Annotated in this window: 16 protein-coding genes; 6 read left to right on the top strand and 10 right to left on the bottom strand. The window is 62.3% G+C overall.

Annotation, left to right across the window (positions count from 1 at the left end; genetic code table 11):
• Positions 1-15 precede the first annotated feature (15 nt).
• The 7 genes from cysD to FHR97_RS02840 all read right to left on the bottom strand — a co-directional run bounded on the left by cysD (position 16) and on the right by FHR97_RS02840 (position 9,096).
• Complete coding sequence (gene cysD, locus FHR97_RS02870; RefSeq protein WP_183382236.1) at positions 16-933, bottom strand: sulfate adenylyltransferase subunit CysD; 918 nt, start codon at positions 931-933, stop codon at positions 16-18.
• A 98-nt stretch (positions 934-1,031) separates the two neighbouring features.
• Entirely contained in the window at positions 1,032-1,856 is an 825-nt protein-coding gene (gene cysQ, locus FHR97_RS02865; RefSeq protein WP_183382235.1) for a 3'(2'),5'-bisphosphate nucleotidase CysQ, read from the bottom strand.
• A complete protein-coding gene (locus FHR97_RS02860; RefSeq protein WP_183382234.1) occupies positions 1,856-3,193 on the bottom strand; it encodes a lipopolysaccharide biosynthesis protein in 1,338 nt (445 codons plus the stop codon). Before FHR97_RS02860 ends, cysQ begins: the two co-directional genes overlap by 1 nt.
• A 53-nt stretch (positions 3,194-3,246) precedes the next feature.
• On the bottom strand, positions 3,247-5,010 hold the full coding sequence (locus FHR97_RS02855; RefSeq protein WP_183382233.1) for an SLC13 family permease: 1,764 nt from the start codon (positions 5,008-5,010) through the stop codon (positions 3,247-3,249).
• 257 nt (positions 5,011-5,267) lie between these two features.
• On the bottom strand, positions 5,268-7,457 hold the full coding sequence (locus FHR97_RS02850) for a polysaccharide biosynthesis tyrosine autokinase (protein WP_183382232.1): 2,190 nt from the start codon (positions 7,455-7,457) through the stop codon (positions 5,268-5,270).
• A 71-nt stretch (positions 7,458-7,528) separates the two neighbouring features.
• Complete coding sequence (locus tag FHR97_RS02845; protein WP_183382231.1) at positions 7,529-7,966, bottom strand: low molecular weight protein-tyrosine-phosphatase; 438 nt, start codon at positions 7,964-7,966, stop codon at positions 7,529-7,531.
• Complete coding sequence (locus FHR97_RS02840; RefSeq protein ID WP_183382230.1) at positions 7,966-9,096, bottom strand: polysaccharide export protein; 1,131 nt, start codon at positions 9,094-9,096, stop codon at positions 7,966-7,968. Before FHR97_RS02840 ends, FHR97_RS02845 begins: the two co-directional genes overlap by 1 nt.
• 389 nt (positions 9,097-9,485) lie before the next feature.
• On the opposite strand from FHR97_RS02840, the gene FHR97_RS02835 reads away from it, so the two are divergent.
• The 5 genes from FHR97_RS02835 (at position 9,486) to FHR97_RS02815 (ending at position 16,251) form a co-directional block, all read left to right on the top strand.
• Entirely contained in the window at positions 9,486-9,815 is a 330-nt protein-coding gene (locus FHR97_RS02835; protein ID WP_221187646.1) for a hypothetical protein, read from the top strand.
• A gap of 53 nt (positions 9,816-9,868) precedes the next feature.
• Positions 9,869-10,483, top strand: coding sequence for a YjbF family lipoprotein (locus FHR97_RS02830; protein WP_183382229.1), 615 nt, complete (start codon positions 9,869-9,871; stop codon positions 10,481-10,483).
• A gap of 19 nt (positions 10,484-10,502) precedes the next feature.
• Positions 10,503-11,267, top strand: a complete 765-nt coding sequence (locus FHR97_RS02825; RefSeq protein ID WP_183382228.1) for a capsule biosynthesis GfcC family protein — start codon at positions 10,503-10,505, stop codon at positions 11,265-11,267.
• Entirely contained in the window at positions 11,264-13,345 is a 2,082-nt protein-coding gene (locus FHR97_RS02820) for a YjbH domain-containing protein (RefSeq protein ID WP_183382227.1), read from the top strand. The genes FHR97_RS02825 and FHR97_RS02820 overlap by 4 nt, the downstream gene beginning before the upstream one ends.
• A 617-nt stretch (positions 13,346-13,962) precedes the next feature.
• The gene (locus tag FHR97_RS02815; RefSeq protein ID WP_183382226.1) at positions 13,963-16,251 is read left to right on the top strand and encodes a hypothetical protein; all 2,289 of its coding nucleotides are present in this window, start codon (positions 13,963-13,965) and stop codon (positions 16,249-16,251) included.
• Between the two features lie 515 nt (positions 16,252-16,766).
• Here the strand turns inward: FHR97_RS02815 and FHR97_RS20250 are convergent.
• Positions 16,767-17,480 carry a PRC-barrel domain-containing protein gene (locus FHR97_RS20250; protein ID WP_183382225.1) on the bottom strand — a complete coding sequence of 238 codons (714 nt, stop codon included), beginning with the start codon at positions 17,478-17,480 and terminating at the stop codon, positions 16,767-16,769.
• A 412-nt stretch (positions 17,481-17,892) separates the two neighbouring features.
• Between FHR97_RS20250 and FHR97_RS20115 the strand changes: the two genes are divergently transcribed.
• Positions 17,893-18,834 (top strand): HepT-like ribonuclease domain-containing protein, encoded by a 942-nt coding sequence (locus FHR97_RS20115; protein WP_221187645.1) that lies wholly within the window; start codon positions 17,893-17,895, stop codon positions 18,832-18,834.
• Positions 18,835-19,691: 857 nt separating this feature from the next.
• On the opposite strand, the gene FHR97_RS02795 is transcribed toward FHR97_RS20115, so the two are convergent.
• Together FHR97_RS02795 and FHR97_RS02790 are read right to left on the bottom strand one after the other, a co-directional pair.
• Entirely contained in the window at positions 19,692-19,850 is a 159-nt protein-coding gene (locus tag FHR97_RS02795) for a YqaE/Pmp3 family membrane protein (RefSeq protein WP_183382224.1), read from the bottom strand.
• A 463-nt stretch (positions 19,851-20,313) separates the two neighbouring features.
• Positions 20,314-20,784, bottom strand: coding sequence for a pilin (locus FHR97_RS02790; protein ID WP_246403680.1), 471 nt, complete (start codon positions 20,782-20,784; stop codon positions 20,314-20,316).
• Positions 20,785-20,840 lie beyond the last annotated feature (56 nt).

Below are 20,840 nucleotides of genomic sequence, written 5' to 3'. Positions count from 1 at the left end.
CGACCATTCGCGCGCTTAGAAGTACCCCTCACGCTTCTTCTTCTCCATCGAGCCGGCCTGGTCGTGGTCGATGGCGCGGCCGGAGCGTTCGCTGGTGCGGGTGAGCAGCATCTCCTGGATGATCTCGGGCAGGGTCGCGGCCCTGGATTCCACGGCGCCGGTCAGGGGGTAGCAGCCGAGCGTGCGGAAGCGCACCCACTTCTCCTCAGGGACCTCGCCCTCTTCGAGGGGCAGCCGCTCATCGTCGACCATGATCTGCATGCCGTCGCGCTCAACGACCGGGCGCGGTGCCGAGAAATACAGGGGCACGATGGGGATCGATTCCAGGTAGATGTACTGCCAGATATCCAGCTCGGTCCAGTTGGAGAGTGGGAAGACACGGATCGACTCGCCCTTGTTGACCTTGGCGTTGTAGACGCTCCACAGCTCCGGGCGCTGGTTCTTGGGGTCCCAGCGGTGGTGCTTGTCGCGGAAGGAGTAGACCCGCTCCTTGGCCCGTGAGGCTTCCTCGTCGCGTCGCGCCCCGCCGAAGGCGGCGTCGAAGCCGTGCTTGTCCAACGCCTGCTTGAGCGCCGCGGTCTTCATGATATCAGTATACTTGGCGCTGCCATGATCGAAGGGGTTGATGTTGGCCTCGCGCCCTTCCTCGTTGATGTGCTCGAGGAGGTCCATCCCGGCTTCCGCGGCCATGCGGTCGCGGAACTCGATCATCTCGCGGAACTTCCAAGTGGTGTTGACGTGCATCAGCGGGAACGGGGGCGTTCCGGGGTAGAAGGCCTTGCGCGCCAGGTGAAGCATCACCGAGGAGTCCTTACCGATGGAGTACATCATCACCGGGTTGGCGAACTCGGCGGCCACCTCACGGATGATGTGAATCGACTCGGCTTCGAGTTGTTTCAGATGAGTCTGCCTCTCGGCGGATAATTCAGGCATAACAGTGACCTCAAAAAGTGGATGTATCGGCGATCAGAGGGAAGACGCCGCTTCGCGGCCGAAGAGATAAGAAACACCTTCTCCTTCTTTCTTTTATCTTACTTCTTCAGACTCGCGTGAAGTGCCTCTTCCCAGCGCTCGTCACGCTGTCCACAGACGATGAAGAACGGGTTGAGCACGCTGTCCTGCTGGTTACAGCGCAGCGGCTCGAATGTCTGGGCATTCAGGACTTCCCCGCCGGCAGCGATGACCACAGCCTGGGCGGCGGCGGTATCCCACTCGCAGGTAGGCGCCAATCGGGGATATAAATCGGCCTCACCCTCGGCGACCAGGCACAGTTTCAGCGAGCTGCCCATGGAAACGCGTTCGTGATGTGGCAGACGAGAACAGAATGCCTCGAACTCCTCGGAACCATGGGAACGACTACCCACCACCTTCCATGGTGCCTGCTCGGGATCGGGGAGATCCCGCACCTGTATCGCGGTGGACTGGTTGCCCTGCACCTTCCAGGCGCCCTCGCCTACCTGGCCCCACCAGCTCACCCCGAGTGCCGGCGCATGCACGATGCCGAACACTGGGACGCCGTTTTCGATCAGCGCCACATTGAGGGTGAACTCTCCGTTCTTCTTGATGAATTCCTTGGTGCCATCCAGCGGATCGATCAGCCAGTAGCGCTCCCAGGACTGGCGGGTAGAGAACGGAATCTCGGCGGACTCTTCGGAGAGGGTCGGTAACTCGGGAGTCATCCCCTCTAGCAGGGCCACCAGGGCATGGTGAGATGCCATGTCGGCCTCTGTCAGCGGACTCTCGTCTTCCTTGGTCTCGACGTCGAAGTCTCGGCGGTAAACCTCCAGCACCTTCCACCCGGCAGCTTCCACGCCGGTGAGCAAGGCCTGGCGTTGTTCAAGGTTTGGGCGTTTCATCACAGTGCCTCCTGGCGATCGATTTGCATCCATTTGAGAATATTGGGAATGGGGAGCATCCAGATACCCAGCTTGCGCCACACGAACACCAACGCGGTAAGGTTCTGCAACACCAGAACCAGCGCCAAAGCCACGGCGGCACCCAAGGCACCCAGCAAGGGAATCAGGATAAAGAACATGGCGAGACCCAAGGCATTACAGCTCAGGGCGATGTTCCGCATCAGCTTCTCATGCCCGGTCATATTGAGTAGAAAGCCCACTGAGCCGGTGGCCACGTTGACCAGCTGTGCCATGGCGATGATACGCAGCAGGTTGGCAGCCTCAGAGAACTCTGGACCAAACAGGCCTAGTACCCAGTGTGGCACCAGTAGGCAAACCAGCAGCAAAGGCGAGGCCATGGCCACCCCCAGCAGAGCCCCCTTGCGTGCCAAGGCATTCAAGCCGACAAGGTTGCCCTGCCGATACAAAGTGGCGAATCGCGGGGGGAGTACCGCATTGATGACCAACAAGATAAAGGTGATCAGGAAGGCCGAGCGTTCGGCGGACCGGAAGAGCCCCAGCTCGGCGCTACCCAGCAACCAGCCAGCTATCAAGATGCCGAGGACTTGCTGCATGAACTGGGCGAGGCTCATCACGAAGAAAGCACGAGAACTCTCCGCGAACTCCTGACGCGTTGTCGGCTTGTGTGCAACTTGCAAGCTCTGCTGGGCAAACCAGCGCCGAGCATGCCAGGCGCCCAGCCCCAACACCAGCCAGGCGGCCAGGGCCATGGCCCAGCCGGCATTAGCGATACCCAACGACGAGAGGAGATGCAGAACCAGCACAAGGACGCTAGCAATCAGAGAAATACTGCCGTTTTCCAGTAGGCAGGCTGTAGCAGGTCTACGGATGCCCTTCATGAATCCGCCCAGCACGAAGGCCACGGTGAAGGCCGGGATGGTCAGGGCGATGCCGGGCAGTACACCCGCGAGCATGGGGGCATCGAACCAGGCGGCGAAATGGTTGCGCAGCAGGAAGACCATCACCGCCGCCAATAGGCTCAGACCGAAGGACCGGGTCACGGCCCAGCGCAGGTAGGTCTTGATTGCGCTGGAGGCGTGGTCCTGCCCTACGTAGCGCATCAGGGCGTTGTCCATGCCATAGCGGGCCAGGATGCCGGCACCCAGATAGACACTCTGTGCCAGGGCGAAGACACCGACGCCCACCGGGCCATACAGGCGACCGAGCACCATCAATAGCAGGAGCCCCCCCAGAGCGGCGATGCCACGGGCGATGAAAGTGCGGGCCAGGGGGAGAATCAGGTTGCCCTTAAGGCGTTGTGAGAGCTTGGTTAGCATAGTGGGGTTTGGGGCATGTGGTTTAGTAGGGTTCGGCGTTTGAAGTATGGGGTTTAAAATGCCCAGACCATGGGGATCAGGGCAACGGCGGTGACACCGACCAGCACGCTCAACGGGAAGCCGATACGAAGGTAGTCGCTGAACCGATAACCCCCGGGGCCGTAGACCATCAGGTTGGTCTGGTAGCCCAGCGGGGTCATGAAACTGGCGGAGGCGGCGACCATGATGGCGATGGCGAACGGCATGAAGTCGACGCCCAGTTGATCGACGACAGCGCTGGCGATGGGGAACATCAGCACGGCGGCGGCGTTGTTGGTGATCAGCTCGGTGAACAGCACCGTGAGCGCATAGACCAGCGCCAGTGCCAACCAGGGAGCGGTCACACCGCCTACCAGCAGCGAGGCGATGGATCGGGCCGCGCCGGTCTCGGTCATGGCGGCGCCTAGGGCAAAGGAGGCGGCGATCACGATCAGCACCTGCAGGTTGACGTAGCGACGAGCCTTGCTGGGGGTGATGCATTGGCTAGTGAGCATGCCGCCCGCGGCGAGCATCGCCGCCTCCAGGATACTCAGCACGCCGAAGGCACTCAGCGACACCATCAGCCCCAGGATGCCCAGCGCCAGCGGCGCCTTGCGATAATCCGGCGGCGTGGAGTCATGCAGCGCGCTGACCAGCAGGAAGTCCTTGCGGTAGCGGTACTGGTCGACGAAATCCTGGGCCGTCTCCAGCAGCAGGGTGTCGCCCACCTTCAGCCTGATGTCGCCCACCTTGCCGGGCAGGCGCCGGCCCTCACGGGAGATGGAGAGGATCACCGCCTGGAAACGCGAGCGGAAGCGCGACTCGCGAATCGTCTGGCCCAGGCCGGCGAAGTCCGGGCCGATCACCGCCTCCACCAGGCAGCGCCGATGATGGGCCACATCCAGCTTGTGCACGTCGCCGTTGGCGGGCTTCAGGCCATGCACGCGACGGAGCTCGCGGGCGCACTCGGGGGCGCCGATGAACATCAGGATATCGCCAGCCTGGAGGTCGGTATCCGGCGAGACCACGGTCAGCAGTCTGTCGCCACGCTGGATCTCGGCGAGGTAACCATGGCGCAGGTGGCGCAGCCCGGCTTCCTGGATGCTCTTGCCCACCAGCGGGCCAGCAGATTCGACCACCACCTCCACGCAATACTCGCGGGCCTGGTCGAACTGCTCGATGACACTCTCCCGATCGGGCAGCAGCCGCCCGGCGAACAGCCACAGAAAGCCGCCGCCGATCACCAGCAGCGGCACGCCCACCCAGGCCAGTTCGAACATGCCGAGGGCGATGCCGCGCTCGCTCTGCAGCAGGCCATCGACCACCAGGTTGGTACTGGTGCCTATCAGCGTGCAGGTGCCGCCGAGGATGGCGGCATAGCTCAGGGGGAGTAACAGCTTGGAGGGAGGGAGCTTGAGCCGGTAGGCCCACTCCTGAACGGCGGGAATGAACATCGCCACCACGGTGGTGTTGTTCATGAAGGCGCTGAGGCCGCCGGCCGGTACCAGCATGCGCAGCTGGGCGCGTCGAAGCGTGGCCGGCTGACCGAGCAGCCGGTGGGCGATGAACTGGACGGCACCGGTCTCCTTGAGCCCGGCGGCGACCACATAGAGGGTGGCGATGGTCATCACCCCCGGGTTGGCGAAGCCCTGCAGGGCCTCGACGGGGGTCAGTACGCCAGTGATGGCAAGGGTTGCCAGGGCCGCCATGAGGATCACGTCGGGGGCGACGCGCGTCAGTACGAGCCCTGCGAGTACCGCCACGACGACGGCGATCGAGAGATAAGCGTCCCAATCCATGGGTTATCTATCCAAAAGATGATTGCGCGAAGAATGAGACATAAGCTCGCCACAGGCAGTCAGGCGCGACGCACAAAGTGCGCGACGCCACATGCTCGGCGGGACTCTCCCGACGAGCGCGTTTCGGCTGGCGTGCCTTCGTCCCTGTCTCGCATCCACTCGCATTTATATGGTTTATGTCGCGAGCGTTCTTTCTGTTCTATCTGTTCTTCCCAAGGCCACTGGGCACGAAATGTACCCAGTGGCGAGCCATCCACCTACTTGTAGGAGTAGCTGTAGTAGCCGTAGCCGTAACTGGTGGCGGCCTTGCGCTCCATGGCGTTGAGGATCGCGCCCTTGACCGTGACGCCGGCGTTTTCCAGCCGCTCCCTGGCGATGGTGATCTCCTTGGCCGGGTTGAGCTGGAAGCGCGCCACCATCAGGGTGGTCCCGCACTGTGCGCCGACCACGGAGGCATCCGTCACCGCCAGCACCGGCGGGGTGTCGATGATCACCAGGTCATACCGGGCCTCGGCTTCCTCGAGGAAGGCGGTGAAGCGCTCGCCCATCAGCAGTTCCGAGGGGTTGGGCGGTGCCGTGCCGCGGGCCACGTAATCCAGGCCATCCATCGTGGTGGAGCGGATCTGCTCGTCCGGGGCACTCTTGCCGGAAAGCAGGTCGGAGAGCCCCCCTTCGCTGGGATGACCGAAGGCATGGTGGATATGGCCCTTGCGCATATCGGCATCCACCACCAGCACCCGCTGCCCCGCCTGGGCGCATACGGCGCCGAGGTTGACCGTGATGAAGCTCTTGCCGATACCGGGGCTGGGGCCGGTGATCATCAGGCGCTTGTTGCCCGCTTCCAGCATGGCGAAGTGGAGGCTGGTGCGCAGCCCGCGCAGGGCCTCGATGGAAGTATCGGCCGGGGCTCGCTCAGCGAGCACGGCGGTTGCCACCGCATTTCCATGGCCATCCTTGCGGTGCTTGATGCGCTTGACGAGCTTGCCCTGCTCCTCGGAGAGGGGCACGGTGGCATAGACGGAAAGGCCGGTCTCCTGGATCTGCTCCGGCGCCTCCACGCCACGGTGGAAGGCGGCCCGCAGCAGCACACCGCCCACGGCCAGCATGCCGCCCAGCAGGGTCGCCACCACGACGATCAGTGGCTTGTTGGGCTTGACGGGTTCCGGCAGGGTGGCCGCCTGGTCGAGGATGCGCACATTGCCCACCGTGCTCGCCTCGGCGATCTCCATCTCCTGCACCTTGTTGAGCAGTTGAACGTAGATCTCCTGGCTGACCTCCACGTCGCGCTGCAGGCGCAGGATCTCCTGCTGGGTCTCCGGGAGCCCGTCGATCTGCTCGTTGAGCTTGGCCCGCTCCCGCTCGAGCTGCTGTTTCTTGTCGAGCAGCGCCGCATAGGTCGGGTGGCCCGGGGTAAAGTTCCGGGAGATCTCGGTCTCGGTGAACTCCAGCTCATTGAGCTGGCTCTCGAGGCTGACCAGGCGCTCGAGGACCGCCTGGGTCTCGAGGGAGAGGTCGACGCTGTCCTGGTCGGCACGGTAGGCGTTCAGGCGATTCTCGGCGGCCCGCAGGTCGGCGCGGACCTTGGGGACCTGCTCATCCAGGAACTCGAGGCTCTTGCGCGCCTCCTCGGATTGGCGGCGCACATTCTGGGAGACGTAGATATCGGCCACGGTATTGAGGGTCGTCTGCAGGGCCTCGGGCTGGGGGCCCGTCATCGACCAGTTCAGGATCCCCGTCTCCTGCCCCTGCTCATTGATCGCGATCTGGCTGCGAAGATCGAGAAAGGCGGTCATATGCTTGACGTGGGTGATCTCGAACCGGGCGCCGGGCGCGGCGGCCAGGTCGGTGACCCGCAGCGACACCTCGCCGTTCTCGAAGCTCTCCAGTTGCCCGACCTGCCCCTCGCCAAGGCTCTCGCCGTCGTAAAAGAGGCGGTAGCGGTCACCCTCCAGCACCTCGAGCTCCAGGGGCTCACCGCGCCAGGCATCGGTCACCGGCATCTCGCTGATGGCGATTCGTTCGCCGGCCCAGGTGCTCGCCCAGCCGTCGGCGAAGCCCGGCCGCTCGATATCATGGCGGACCAGGAAATCGCCCACCAGGGGCAACCGCTGCGGCTCGACCACGATATCCAGGTTGAGCAGATTGACCGCGTCCCCCAGCACCATGCGCGAGCGGATGATCTCGATCTCGACCTGGGAGGGCGGTTCGCCGCCCAGCAGGCTGGTCACATCGTCAAGCGGGTTCATGCCGGGAGCTTCCTCTTCCACCTGCACCAGGGCCTCGGCCCGGTACACAGGTGTGGCGAGCAGGGCGTAGGTCACCCCGATCAAGGCAAAGACCAGCGTCGTGCCGGCAATCCACCACTTGTGATCGAGAAGCAGGCCGAAGAGTCGACCGAGATCGATCTCGTCATCGGCAGGAGAAGGGCTACGGGATGCGTCAGACATGCGAATACCGGTTGAAGATGGAAAAAGTGCCAAGTGTAGCGAAGAGCGAGAGGGATTGCGCCAGCATGAACCTATAACTTGCCAACCCAGGATGAGGTTGCCTCAGCTAGCAAGTGGTGCACATGCACGAAGGCCTCGCGGCTCTTGCGGTAGGGATCGGGAATCTCTCGCCCCTGGCCGTCATCGAGCCAGCGCCCGAGCAGCATGGTCTTGCCCAGCGCCGCCGGCGCGAGTTCTGCCACGGCGCGGCGCTGGCCTTCCGTCATCACCAGCACCAGGTCGGCCTCCTGCAGCATGTCCGGGGTCAGTTGCCGGGCCTGGTGCTCGCTCACGTCCAGCCCGTCGGCCTCGGCGAACTCGCGAGCCGTGGGCTCGACGCCCCGATCCACCAGGGCACCGAGTCCGGCGGAACTGATGTCTCGATCCGGCAGGGCACGCCGCAGCCTGGCCTCTGCCACCGGGCTACGACAGACATTGCCGACACACACGACCAGGATGCGCCGGAACATCAGATGTCATCCCGGAGATCGTTGGCATCCCTCGCCGCACGGGTGACCTGGTAGAACGCCGTCACGGTCGGCAGCAGCTGGTTGATCACGCGGTTCCAGCGCCCCAGCGGGGTGGTGGTGACATAGACGACATCGGTGGGCTGGAGCCGGAACTCGGTGCCCAGCACCATGGCCGTGGCGTTGCGAGCATCCAGTTGATAGACCGTGGCCAGCTTGTCACTCTCCTGCGGCTTGCGCCGGATGACGAAGATGCCGCTGGCATCGGCCTGGGCTTCATCGAAGCTACCCGCCTGGGTCAGGGCGTCGGTGAGGCTCAAGCGCGAGCGCCCCATCGGCAGCGACTGCGGCTCGCCCACCTCGCCCATCACGAAGACCTTCTGGTTGCCCAGATCCGGCACATGCAGCACATCGCCATCCTGCAGCAGCAGGTCCTGGGCCAGCTGGCCATCATTGAGCATGTCATAGAGGGAGAGCGTGCGCGTCTGGCCATCCCGGGTCAGCTGCACCTCGTGCCAGTTGGCCAGCTCACGGGGGCCGCCCGCATGGCTGATGGCATCCAGCACGGTCATCGGCACGTTGGTGATGGGCAGGCGCCCGGGCTCCTGGACTTCGCCGGTCACCAGCACCTTCTGCGAATTGAAGCTCGCCACCTTGACCTCCACCTGGGGCTCGGGGATGACCGACCTCAGGTGGCGTGTCAGCGCATCGCGCACCTCCGTCGTGGTCATGCCGGCCACCTCGAGGCGCCCGACATAGGGATAGTAGATAGTGCCATCCTGGTGGACGGTATTGCCGGCTTCCTCGGCGCTGCGCTCTCCTCCGGCGGGAATGGTCAGCTCGGGATGTTCGTAGACGATGATGCTCAGCACATCGCCCCTGCCGATGCGATAGTCGTAATCCTCGAGCGCGGCACGCTGTTCTTCGCCGGCCTGACGCAAGTCTGTGCCGGTGGCGGTCGAACGCTGGGCATTGATCAGTCCGAGCGTGATGGGCTCGACGTCGACCAGGTCATCGATGGGGGCGCTCTCGCTTTGGTAATCCACATGGCTACCGGGCGCGAAGGCGCAGCCGGATAGCCAGGCCGCAGAACACAGGACGAGCAAGAGGGTACGGGGCGAGGAATGACGCATAAGGAAATGCCTGTAGGGTGAAACGCCAGGACGTTCGGGCACGCTACCGCCCCGGGATCCCATGGCTTTCCCCGAGGCCTGTCGCCATATGGCAACGCGCAAGTGTTTGTATCGTATGAAAATGAATAGTTGTTGCCGTGCAGCAACAGTAGCGAGTCTACATGACATTCTCATGTCTGCTCTAGTACTAAAAGCTTAGCGCAGCCCCCCTGTAGGAGATCGCTTACATCAGCGTAAGAAGGTTGATATATTTCATGATGATTTCATGAAAAATCTGGTCCTCGACAAGACATGGACGCGCTGACCGCCTACCATACGAACCGTCGAGAGGTTAGGATTGGCTAGCAGCAGCTCTGGCCGCAACACACAACGCGACGGGAGAAATCAGGATGTTACGTAAAACGTTTGCATTGATCGGTATCGTCGGGATGCTGGGCGCACCGCTGGCGAGCGCCCAGACGGAAGGCGCCGCTGGTTCAGGGAGCACCACCACAACCACCACCAGTGGCGCAGCCGCCGGCGGAGCCGCGTCTGGTGGTGGGGCGGCCGGCATCGGGGCTGCGACCGGCCTCTCCACCGCCGCCTTGACCGGCATTGCGGTCGTGGGGGCCGTGGCCGTCGGCGCCGGCCTCAGTTCCATCGCCTCCGACGATGACGACGGTGGCAGCAGCGGCACCTCCGGTACCACCGGCACCACGGGGACGACCGGCACCTTCTGACCATGCCCAATCGTCCACGTGAAGGCAGATTTCAAGGCCGCCTGCGGGCGGTCTTGTCGTGTGCCATACCGGCAGTATTGCTCGCGGGTTGCGCCAGCGGCGGGACAACGCCGCTGTCGGCATCGCTGGCGGAGCTCTTCCCCGACGACCAGGCCACCGCTCGCCAGGCGACCGAGATCCCCTACGCCTCCCTGTCCGTCCAGTTGGGCGATGTCCGCGGCCTCATGGTCATGGGCAGCCAGGCCGGCGAGATGACCTACTGGCCTTCTCCCGAGGGCGTGGTACTGGAGTTGAGGGACGGCGGGCTCCATGCCACCAGCGGGCTCGAGGCCAACCTGCTCGGCACGCACTACGGGGGGCCACCGCCCTGGCGACGCGAGGCGCCTGCACGCGTCGAGATCACGCGACGCTGGCGCGACGCCGAGGGGCATGTCATCCAGGGCAGCGGACAGGGGCAACTGAGGTGCGATGCCACCGAAATGCTGACCCTGCCCCTCGCCGAGCGAAAGCTGGAGCGCTGCTCCCTCGTGCTCGAGTGGACCGATGGCACGACGACGACCTCGACCCTGTGGCGCGACCCGAGCTCCCACCGGCTGTGGGCCGTCGATGAGACCCCGTGGCCCGGCGCTCCAACGATGCAGTGGCAAGTGGCCCGCCACTGGTGGTAACTCGCAAGGCATCCATTTCATGCGTAACCTGACTCTCGTGGCCCTTGGCTGGCTGGCGATGCTTCCCGGCCTGGCGCAGGCGCAACCCGTCGCCGCCTCCCCCACCTTGCTCGAGGCCTGGCTGGCCTGGCAGGAAGAGCGCCAGACCCGCCAGGCGCCGGCGTTCGACTGGGCCTATAGCTTCGCCCTGAAGGCGAACGATGCCCAAGGACTGGAGCAGCGGCGCAGGCGCCTTGTCGCCGAGCTCGAGGTGCTCTCGAATGCCCTGGCGCTGGCAAGGGATAGCGACACGGCCGATGCCCTGACCGACTGGCAACGGGCCCTGTCTTCCCTGCCGGCACTCCCCGCCCGCTCCCCGAGGCGGCTGGGCCTGCCGCACCTGGCGAGCGACCTGCGCCGCAACCCGGCCATGGGCGACATCGCCGCGCTGGGCACCTGCCAACCGCCCGCCTGGATCGAGACCTGGACGCTCGAGGGCGTCGAGCGGCTCCCCTGGACACCGGGAATGACCGCAGACCAGGCGCTGGCATCACTGCCGGCCGGCGCCACCCGGGGCATCGACCGGGTCACGCTGGTCACGCCACTCGGCGAAACCCGCGACCTCGGCATCGCCGCCTGGAACCACGAGGCCGCCCCCCTCGCGCCCGGCTCACGGCTGGTTTCGCGACTGCCCCAGCGTGGCCTCGGCGGCACGGTGGAGGGTGACCTCGTCAATCGCGAACTGGCCGCCTGGCTCGCCACCCGCCTTCCCGGCGATGACTGCACCATCAGGGATGTGGAATGAAAGGACGGACTCTCCCCTGGGGCATGGCCCCGATGCTGCTATGGATGGCCTCCCCGGCCTCGGCCAATAACCTGGGCAGCGGCCAGAGCGACTTCGGCGGCATCGGCCTGATGCAGACCCCGACGGCCCGCATGGCCCCGGCCGGTGATTTCGCTATCAATGCCAGTCGAACGTCTCCCTACCGACGTTACTCGATCTTCATGCAACCCACCGAGTGGCTGGAGGGCGGCTTTCGTTACACCTCGATCGAGAATCGCTTGTACGGCCCCAGCATCGCAGGCGATCGCGACTACCTGGACAAGAGCATCGATGCAAAGATAAGACTTCATAAGGAAAGCCGTTACCTGCCGGAACTGGCCTTGGGAGTCCGCGATCTCGGCGGTACCACATTTTTCGGTTCCGAGTTCATCGTGGCGAGCAAGCGCTGGCATTCCCTCGACTTCAGCCTGGGTCTTGGATGGGGCTACCTGGGCAACCGTGGCGACATGGACTCCCCCCTCTCGCTGGTGAGTAATCGCTTCAGGAACCGACCAGAAGGCGAAGGTGGCGACCAGGCGGGTGATTTCCAGATCGATCAATTGTTCAGCGGAAACACCGCCTTCTTTGGCGGCATCGAATACCAGACCCCCTGGGACCCGCTGGTGCTGCAGCTCGAATACGAGGGCAACGACTATGCGAACGAGCCGCTGGACAACGACCAGCCCCAGGACTCGCGTTTCAACCTGGGGGCGCGATACCGACTGACGGACAACTTCGAGCTGCATGCCGGCTGGCAGCGGGGCAATACCGCCATGGCCGGGATCACCTTCTCCACCAATCTCGCCGGCTTGAGTCAGGTCAAGCGCGATCCGCCGCCGGCGCCCATCAACGCGCCACCGGAGAAAGACTGGCCGGCCGTGGCCGCCAAGCTGCAGGATAACGCCGGCATCCGGGTGGACGAGATTCGCCAGGATGGCGAGGACTTGATCGTCTCCGGCGAGCCCGTGACCTTTCGCAACCTGGCAAAGAGCCAAGGCCGCGCCGGACGCATCCTGCATGCCAATGCCGACGAGGCCGTGGAGACCTTCCACTATCGCTGGCAGAACCGTGGACTGGGGCTACGCGAGGACGTTCACGACCGCTCGGCACTGGTCGCAGCCACCAGCTCTCAGGAGGCCGAAACCGCCCACCGCTACGGTATCTACTCTCGAGCGCTGCTGAACGAGCCCACCGGCGAGACCCTCTATCAGGATGACCCACAGCGCTTTTCCTGGAGCACGGGGCCGGCCATCGAGCAGAACTTCGGTGGCCCGGATGGCTACCTGTATCGCCTCTCCGCCTTCGCCTCGGCCGAATACACGACGGACCCCAATGGCTGGTTCTCCGGCAGCCTGACCGCCACCCTGGCCGACAACCTCGACGAGTACGAGTACATCGCCGAGTCGGACCTACCTCGGGTACGCACCCATATCGGCGATTACCTGGCCGAGGCCGACGTCGGGATCAGCAACCTGCAATACACCCGCACGGCGCAGCTGGGCGACGACCTGTATGCCATGGGCTATGGCGGCCTGCTCGAGACGATGTACGCCGGCGCAGGGGGCGAGCTGCTCTACCGCCCCTTCAACAGCGACCTGGCACTCGGCCTGGACATGAACTGGGTTCAGCAGCGTGAGTTCGACCAGCAGTTCGGCCTGCGCGACTACGAGACCTGGACCGGGCACGCCACCGCCTACTGGGAGACCGGCTTCGAGGATATGTTGGCCCAGCTCAGCGTGGGCCGCTATCTCGCCGGCGACTATGGCGCCACCCTGGACGTATCGCGAGAGTTCGACAACGGCGTGCGCGTCGGCGCCTGGACGACCTTCACCGACGCCGGCGATGCCTACGGCGAGGGCAGCTTCGACAAGGCCTTCTATGTCTCCATTCCCCTGGATGCGTTCTTCGTGCGCTCCAGTCGTGGCCGCTCCACCATCGCCTGGCAACCCCTTACGCGTGACGGCGGCGCCCGCCTGAGCCGTCAGTACCAGCTGTACGGCATCACCAACGACCGTGACATGGGCCGCTACTGGGAAAACTACCAAGACAGCTGGGATTAATCGGGGACGGGTACATTTCGGCCCCTCAGCAGGAAGAGGATCGAGATTTCGTGATCATACCTTGAGCAGCGCAAGTCGGCGTTGATCTCTCTACGCCGAGGACGAGCCGGCCAACCTGGCCGCGCTGCTCGAGATCGACCCCGAACAGCTGCTGTGGCTCCTGCAGGAGAACGCTTACCGCTGTTGGTCTGGTGAGAGCGGGCCCAACGAGGCCAACCGCGGCGTCATGCTCGCCTAACCCCAGGGCAGCAACCTCGACTGGATCGGCGCCAACTTCCAGGTCGAGCGACGATGGCGCCCCCGACGCCGAACTGGTCCGCCAGGCCGCCGTCGGGGCCATCCAGCAAGTGCTGACCTTGTTCGAGTGAACGAAGTCATCAAGATCTCATCACAACGAGATACCTGTCTCGGCCGACAGCGAGTCACAGCACCACCGCGGCATCGCCACCCACCTCGGCGCCGAGGTGGCCATCACCTATCACCAAGCCGAACCAACGGCGAGATTATCGATTAGGTGCCCACCATGGTTGAACCTATCGAATCCTTGAGGTCCCATCTCAGCGAAGTACGTGTTATCGCCAACAACCTGGCCATCGTCCTTTGAGGAAAGATCAGCCATGGAATTAAAGACATTCTTCGCCCAGAACGTCGACGGCAACGTCATACCTGGGGCCATCGTCTACGTCTATTATCCCGGCACCACCGACTTGGCCACCGGACTCGAGGACGAAGATGGTAACCCCCTTGACAATCCCTTTCAGGCCGACAGTGATGGCCAGATCAAGGTCGCCGCGCCCAATGGCAAGTACGACATTCGCGTCTCGAGCTCGGGTCGGGATCACCGCATCGGGGTGCAGTTCTTCGATGCCAGCGAGGGCGGCACGCTGCCAGTCGACTCGGCCACGGGGACGGAGTCGCTGCAGGATGCCCTGAACCAGCGTCTGATCTCCAAGGACACGCTTGCCGAGCTTCATGCGCTACCGGCCGAGACGCTGAGAATCGGGCAGCCAGGCCGTGTCACGTCGGATGGCGCGAACAACGGCGACTATGTGTTCGATGGCAATGAATGGCGACTGGCCGACAGCATTTGCATCCCCTACCCCTTGAGCGTGCAAACCTTACAGGCCTCCATCAATCAAGCGGCCCTCACGGGAAGGTCGGTCGACGGTGGCCGCGGTGTCGTGGAGTCCCAGGAGGCGCTGTTCCTGGCATCGCTAGCGAAGATCAGTGGTGCCAGCATCAAGAACACCATGGATGAGAGCGAGCCGGACTTTTTCAAGAAGATCGGCCTCATCCCCGGCACCGCCCACCCCTACACCTGGAACCTACTTACCTATCACGGCATCGACGATGCGAATGCCGGCGAGCAACAGGCCACCATGGAGATTCCAGGCGAGGAGTCGAACTACACCATCGGTGATCTGGTAGTCATTCGAGGCGGCGGCTACTACGAAGAGAATGGCCATCGCAAGTACCTCTACCAGATGCTGACGGAGGTGATTGCCGTCGGATCCGGCAGTGTCACACTTCGCGATGCGTTCGATGAAGCTGTCACCGACCTGCAGATGGCCAACATCACCACCGAGACCTTAACGGCACCGGAGGGCGTGCCCTTCTTCATCGCACGCAACACCAAGGTACGCGACATCAGGGTAGAGGCTGCGGTCACCATCGCTCGGGGCGGCGTATACCGGGGAGAGTTCGTCGACATCGAGTGTTCGGGTGGTCGCCAACTAATGGTGATCAACTCGCTGAGCTTCGTCTCCATTCGCAATTTATCCGGCTCAGCAAAAGAGCGTTTCCTAGAACTGGCCAACAACTGTCACGACAGCACGTTCAATGGGGGCAACTGGAGCTATGTCCCAGGAGGACAGTCCGCCCACCAGCTATTGTCTTTCCATGAGAACACACGGAATTGCCACGTCATCCATGTCACGATCAATTGTGGCCCGTTCAATGAAACGACCAGTGTGGTGAAGTTCGGGGCGGGGAGGCGAAACAGTTTCAGCCATTCAACCATCTATGCCTATCAGGCCTCGACGCATCTTCTTCTCTTCCAGGATCAGAATGTATCCGGCGGGACAGGGGCCACCCCGCTCTGTCAGGACAATGGCGTCAAGCACGTAGATTTCTACGGAGGTTCGCTGAACCGGTTCTTCCGCATGCAGCAATCGAACGGGAACATCATCAAGCCGTTCATCGTTGGGTGTAACTTCTATGGTGCAGTCACTGTAGATGCCGGTGAGGTGGACGGCACTGATGGGCGTATCATCGACAATGTCTTCGAGAGCGGCGCACTGAATCTGCTGGCAGGTATCACTGGCTTCGTGGTAACCGGCAACCACATCCCGGGCGGCTTATCCGGCCTGACCGATGACATCCTGCGAAACAACACCATCCATGGGAATACGTCCGATGCATCGCTAGCCGTTTCGGGGGTCAACTTCCATCAGGTGGGGCGCCAGGGGATCAATGTGACCACGCCTTCCAATCCCTTGGCTGTCGCCAATTATCCAGCCGGCAGCCTGAAACCGGGCGATGTGATTCGTGCCCATGCGTCTGGTAATGCCAGTGGTACCGGGAATTCCAAGCGCTTCCAGTTCCGGTTTCAGGGGCAAGGCTTCGGCAGCATCACCATGCCGGCCGGCTACGAAGGACCCTGGAGTGCCACATGCGAGATCGTCGTCGAGAGCGATACGGCGATTAGCCTCAGCGTGACCACCACCACAGATACGGTAGTACCAGATGCGCAACACATATCCGGTCTGGCCAGCCTCAATACCAATGCGGCGCCGCTGCGACTCGAAGGATGGGTGGATGATGCCGCCGATACGCTGTTTGTGAACCGTTCTCATGGCATCGCCACCAAGACTGGATTCACCACCGCCTACGACCACTTGGTGTGAGAGGCCGCCCTTTGGCATTCAAGAAACGAATTGGGGACGGATACAGATCTCCCGCCGGCAGCGCCCTGATCGCCTGCACTGATAACCAACTGCCCAGGCTAAGTTCGACGACGGCAGCGACAAGGCCCACAACAAGATTGCGCCGTTCCTGGCACTCAAACCATCATCACGACCTGACTCCAGGTACCGACTGTGGCAGACTAACAGTATGGATCGACATCGTGACAAGCCAGACCGCGCACCGACCAGCTCGGTACCCACCCTCAGCCGGCGCCGCTTTCTCCAGGGCACCGCTGGCGTAGCGGCGCTTTACCTCACCCCAATCGGCATCGATATCGTCGAGAGGCCACGCAACCTGATTCGGCTGGCAAGCGATGGGAACATCATCGTGCTGACCAAAAATCGATCGTCATGAACAAGACTGACGATCGTAATCGGGGACGGGTACAGCTTTCTTGACGACAAAGGAGGATGCCGGCACAAGGCAGCTCGTACCGGCATCCCGCCAAGGATGATTACTGTTGCTCCTGCTCGGCTGGCTGCTCTTCAGCCTGCTGTTGCTGCTGTTCGGTCTCCTGTTGCTGCTGTTCGGCCTCCTGTTGCTCCTGTGTCTTGAAAGCCGTCGCATTCTCGAGAGCGGCCTTGTCCACGGTCGTATTGACCTGATAGCCAGCACCTTCTTCAGCGCTGGTAATCTCGACGGATTGCCATGATAGGGCGACATGCTTCTCGCCGATGCCCAGAAAACCGCCGACCCCCACGACGATGCCGACCACTTGGCCGTCCTGATCCAGCAGCAGGTCATCGATCTTGCCGATTTCCTCGCCCGAGACGTTGAGGATGGCGCTGCCCACGAGCTGGTCAGAGCGAATCTGGTCACTCGCCTGTTCGGTCATGAACGGTTCACCGCTGGTGGTTGCCGCCTCCGTTTCCTGCTGACCGCCGGATGCTGCTTGCTCCTCCTGCTGACCACCGGATGCTGCTTGCTCCTCCTGCTGACCGCCGGATGCTGCTTGCTCCTGGGATTCTTCCGGTTGGTCCTGGCTGCCACCGTTGGAGCCACCTTGAGCCTTTTCTGATGTCTCGGTGCCAGCCTGCTGTGACGTCGTCGCTTTCTCGGAGTCCGACTCTTGCGCCATGGCAAGGACTGGTAAAATCCATATACAGAACAGTAGCGCTTTCATGGTATTCATGTCGCCCTCCACCTTGAGAATGGGATCCTGGTGCATGTGCCGACTCGTTACAATGCAGAATAACCAACGGCGCACGGCAAATACCGCGCTAAATCCTTGTGGGGTAATAAAAGGATTAGACAATAACCAAGCTCGAGTCAAGAAGGATACAACAAGCTTCACAGCACAGACACATTTACCAAATATCCTGCAAAAACATAACCATACATCACACCCATGCAGGCGAATGGCGATCATCCATCGTAAAAGATTAATCGGGGACGGGTACAGATCTCCCTCTTCCTGTAGGCGATCGCCTACAGGAGGCTCTGCGGTTGACGCCTACGCTGAGGGCATCGAGGGTCCTCGGAGATCATCCCCATGGCACGCCAGGCCCGCCTTCTGCTGCCGGATACGCCGCTGCACCTGATCCAGCGTGGCAACAATCGCAGTGTCTGCTTTGCCGAGGATGACGACTGCCGAAGCTACCTGGACCGGCACCCTCTTCGAGGGGCGCTTCCGCTCCTGCCTGGTGGCAGAGACGCCCTACCTGCTCGCCTGCCACGCCTATATCGAATTGAACTCCGTCCGCGCCGGGATGGTCGCCCACCCCGGCGACTACCGCTGGTCCAGCTATCGCACCAACGCCCAGGAAGAGGCCGAGCGATTGATCACCCCCCATCCCTCCGTCGAAGCGCTCGGGCCGACCCTCGAGCAGCGCTGCGGTCAATACCGGGAACGCTTCCGACACCAACTCGCCCCCGATATGGTCGACCAGATCCGCCAGACCACCCACAGCGGCCTGGTCCTGGGCAGCGAGCGTTTCCAGCAGCAGGTGGCCGACCAGCTGGGCCGCCGCACCACTCCCGGCAAACCCGGCCGCAAGCCTGGAGGGGGGGGGTTAACTGGGGTCTGCCCCCAATTTCCCAAGACTGGCAGGATGCCCTGGGCATGCACGAAGGACAGCTTTCCATCATCAATATCAACCTGGCTCCGCTGCCCCTGTCCCACGCCGTCATCCGTACCGGTCAGGTGCTTCACGCCAACGATCGACTGCGACTCATTCGGGAAGAAAACCGGATCACGTCGATGTGGGAGATCGACCACCTGTATCATCAACGCCACCATGCTTGAAGGGACGGGCCGATCTCACATGGAAATCGAATATATCGATGCGCTGAAGTCACTCGGCATGGTCGTGCCGAGCGATGCACGACAGGCATTCACCAAACTCCAGAGCCTGGGCCATGACAGCAGCGGAACGCCATGGAACAAGGTCATTGGCCTGCGTAACGCCCTGGTACACGACTACCCGAACTTGGATGCCGAAATCGTCAAGGGGATCATTCGCCAACGCGATTACCGCTCGCTTCTCGCGTTTGCCCATGAACAGCTCCAGGCCACACCTTGACACCCATCAGAACCGGGTAGGCCGAGTCTCATTGGGGTCTGTCCCCGATTGTCCGTCATCGGAGTTGCGCCGCCCATGGCCGGAGCGAGCCCATGCCATCGTGGTACACGCACGAGATTGGTGCCGTCGCGTGCGCAAGAGCAGTTTGTCCAGAGTGTCGAGCACTCTGGAATGCGGTTCCACTGGAGCCTCTTCGGTCATCATGTGATATTCAGTCGAACGGCCGCAGTTCAGACATGTCAGTTGATACCGATGTTGTCGCTTTGAGGTAACGTGAAACTCCTCCCAGGTCTTGAGTGATGTCTGCCGAATCTCGGTCGTGCCGCATGGGCACATCATGATCCATCCGCCGGCGCATGGTTCCGGCATCATCACGATCTCATTCATGGGTTACCCTGCACCAGGTGGAGGTGTGGATGTTGAGTAAATGAGAAGCATAGACCGGCGGCAGATGCTCCGCTGTAGGAAAAAACGGACAGTACGGCCCGAATCCTGCCCGAGCGCTAGCCTCCACCAACGCCCAGGGAGAAGCCGGCCGATTGATCACGCCACATCCCACCATCGAAGCGTTCGGGACGCCCCTCGGGCAGCGCTACGATCAGTACCGGGAACGCTTCCGACATCAGATCGCTCCCCGGATGGTCGAGAAGATCCGCCGGCTCCCCCACAGCAGCTTGTCTGGACAGCGAGCGTTTCCAACAGCAGGCGGCCGAGAGGCTCGGCCGCCGCACGCTCCCCGGCTAACCCGGGCGCGAACCCCGAGGCCGCGAGAACTGAAACGTCAAGAAGACGGCCGACACATGCCGACCGTCTCCTTTCACAGGGATCTGTCGTGTCGCCGATTGGCGGCTATCGCCTCACCGCCGAGCGATGATCCAGACCGCATGCACGATGCCGGGAATGTAGCCCAGCAGCGTCAGTAAGATATTGAGCCAGAAATGCAGGCCGAGACCGACCTGGAGGAACACGCCTACCGGAGGCAGAAAAATCGCGAACAGAATGCGGATCACATCCATGAGGTAACTCCTTGAAAAAGCCTATGCGCTCATGTGACTGCTTCCGGAGCGCGAGGTTCACGCAAATCTCCAGCCGCCCATTCCGCCACGCCACCGCCCCATGGATCACCGCCATCACCCCAGAGCCAGGGCAAGGCGGCCGTCGTGGGGTGAAGATAGGTCATGTAGCACGCCACCAGCACCGGGGCCGCCTTGCCCAAGGGCCAGCGCGGCTGCAATCGCGATAGGCATAGCGCTTCCTCAGACAAAGTGCATGGTCAGGCTGACCACCTCATTGAAAGCCCGCCGGGTGGCGGGCTGGGTGGGTTGATCATCAGGGGGCGTCAGGCGCCGGCCAGCACTTCCACCGACCACTCTGCGATCAGCTTAAAACGGAAAGAAAACGGCCGGCAAATGCCGACCGTCTCCTTTAATTGGGGTCTGTCCCCGATTGTTTTCTTGGGGTCTGCCCCCGATTAGCTATTTACCTGCAGCTACCTGGCATCCAAGCTGTCGGAGTACCTGTACATGCCCAACCATCTATATACCCATTGGTTGCATCATTACTGGTTGTTGTACCATCTAGCGAAGTAACATCAGGCGTTAAAGTTACAGTTGTATCGTCAGTTGCATCTTCATCAATATCACCATTAGCGGTAATAACCCCTGCAGCCGTAACATTGACACTTGATACATACTGAGTTCCATCCGTAGTACTACAGGATGTATATGTAGCATTGGCGTAATCGGATTGGTTAAGCTCTGTCACACATGTACGAGCGGAACTTGCTGCCAATACAACTTCAGAAGCCTTGGCCCTGTTTGTATAGTCAAGATACCTTGGCAAAGCTATTGCAGCCAATATACCGATAATTGCTATCACGATCATCAGCTCGATCAGGGTAAAGCCGCCCTGACCCGCCTTGACGTAATGCTTCATGCCTTGCTTCTTCATGATCTTCACCCCTCGCTCTTCCCGCCTGCCCAGGCCGATATCAGATAGTGGTGCAG

Source organism: Halomonas stenophila (assembly GCF_014192275.1).
Classification (GTDB): domain Bacteria; phylum Pseudomonadota; class Gammaproteobacteria; order Pseudomonadales; family Halomonadaceae; genus Halomonas; species Halomonas stenophila.
Note: the sequence above shows the minus strand (reverse complement) of the source record. Positions and strands in the feature narration are given on the sequence as shown.

Coding starts and splice junctions, on each gene's coding strand:
- cysD (WP_183382236.1), bottom strand. CDS start 933: ATGCCTGAATTATCCGCCGAGAGGCAGACTCATCTGAAACAACTCGAA.
- cysQ (WP_183382235.1), bottom strand. CDS start 1,856: ATGAAACGCCCAAACCTTGAACAACGCCAGGCCTTGCTCACCGGCGTG.
- FHR97_RS02860 (WP_183382234.1), bottom strand. CDS start 3,193: ATGCTAACCAAGCTCTCACAACGCCTTAAGGGCAACCTGATTCTCCCC.
- FHR97_RS02855 (WP_183382233.1), bottom strand. CDS start 5,010: ATGGATTGGGACGCTTATCTCTCGATCGCCGTCGTCGTGGCGGTACTC.
- FHR97_RS02850 (WP_183382232.1), bottom strand. CDS start 7,457: ATGTCTGACGCATCCCGTAGCCCTTCTCCTGCCGATGACGAGATCGAT.
- FHR97_RS02845 (WP_183382231.1), bottom strand. CDS start 7,966: ATGTTCCGGCGCATCCTGGTCGTGTGTGTCGGCAATGTCTGTCGTAGC.
- FHR97_RS02840 (WP_183382230.1), bottom strand. CDS start 9,096: ATGCGTCATTCCTCGCCCCGTACCCTCTTGCTCGTCCTGTGTTCTGCG.
- FHR97_RS02835 (WP_221187646.1), top strand. CDS start 9,486: ATGTTACGTAAAACGTTTGCATTGATCGGTATCGTCGGGATGCTGGGC.
- FHR97_RS02825 (WP_183382228.1), top strand. CDS start 10,503: ATGCGTAACCTGACTCTCGTGGCCCTTGGCTGGCTGGCGATGCTTCCC.
- FHR97_RS02820 (WP_183382227.1), top strand. CDS start 11,264: ATGAAAGGACGGACTCTCCCCTGGGGCATGGCCCCGATGCTGCTATGG.
- FHR97_RS02815 (WP_183382226.1), top strand. CDS start 13,963: ATGGAATTAAAGACATTCTTCGCCCAGAACGTCGACGGCAACGTCATA.
- FHR97_RS20250 (WP_183382225.1), bottom strand. CDS start 17,480: ATGCACCAGGATCCCATTCTCAAGGTGGAGGGCGACATGAATACCATG.
- FHR97_RS20115 (WP_221187645.1), top strand. CDS start 17,893: ATGACGACTGCCGAAGCTACCTGGACCGGCACCCTCTTCGAGGGGCGC.
- FHR97_RS02795 (WP_183382224.1), bottom strand. CDS start 19,850: ATGGATGTGATCCGCATTCTGTTCGCGATTTTTCTGCCTCCGGTAGGC.
- FHR97_RS02790 (WP_246403680.1), bottom strand. CDS start 20,784: ATGAAGAAGCAAGGCATGAAGCATTACGTCAAGGCGGGTCAGGGCGGC.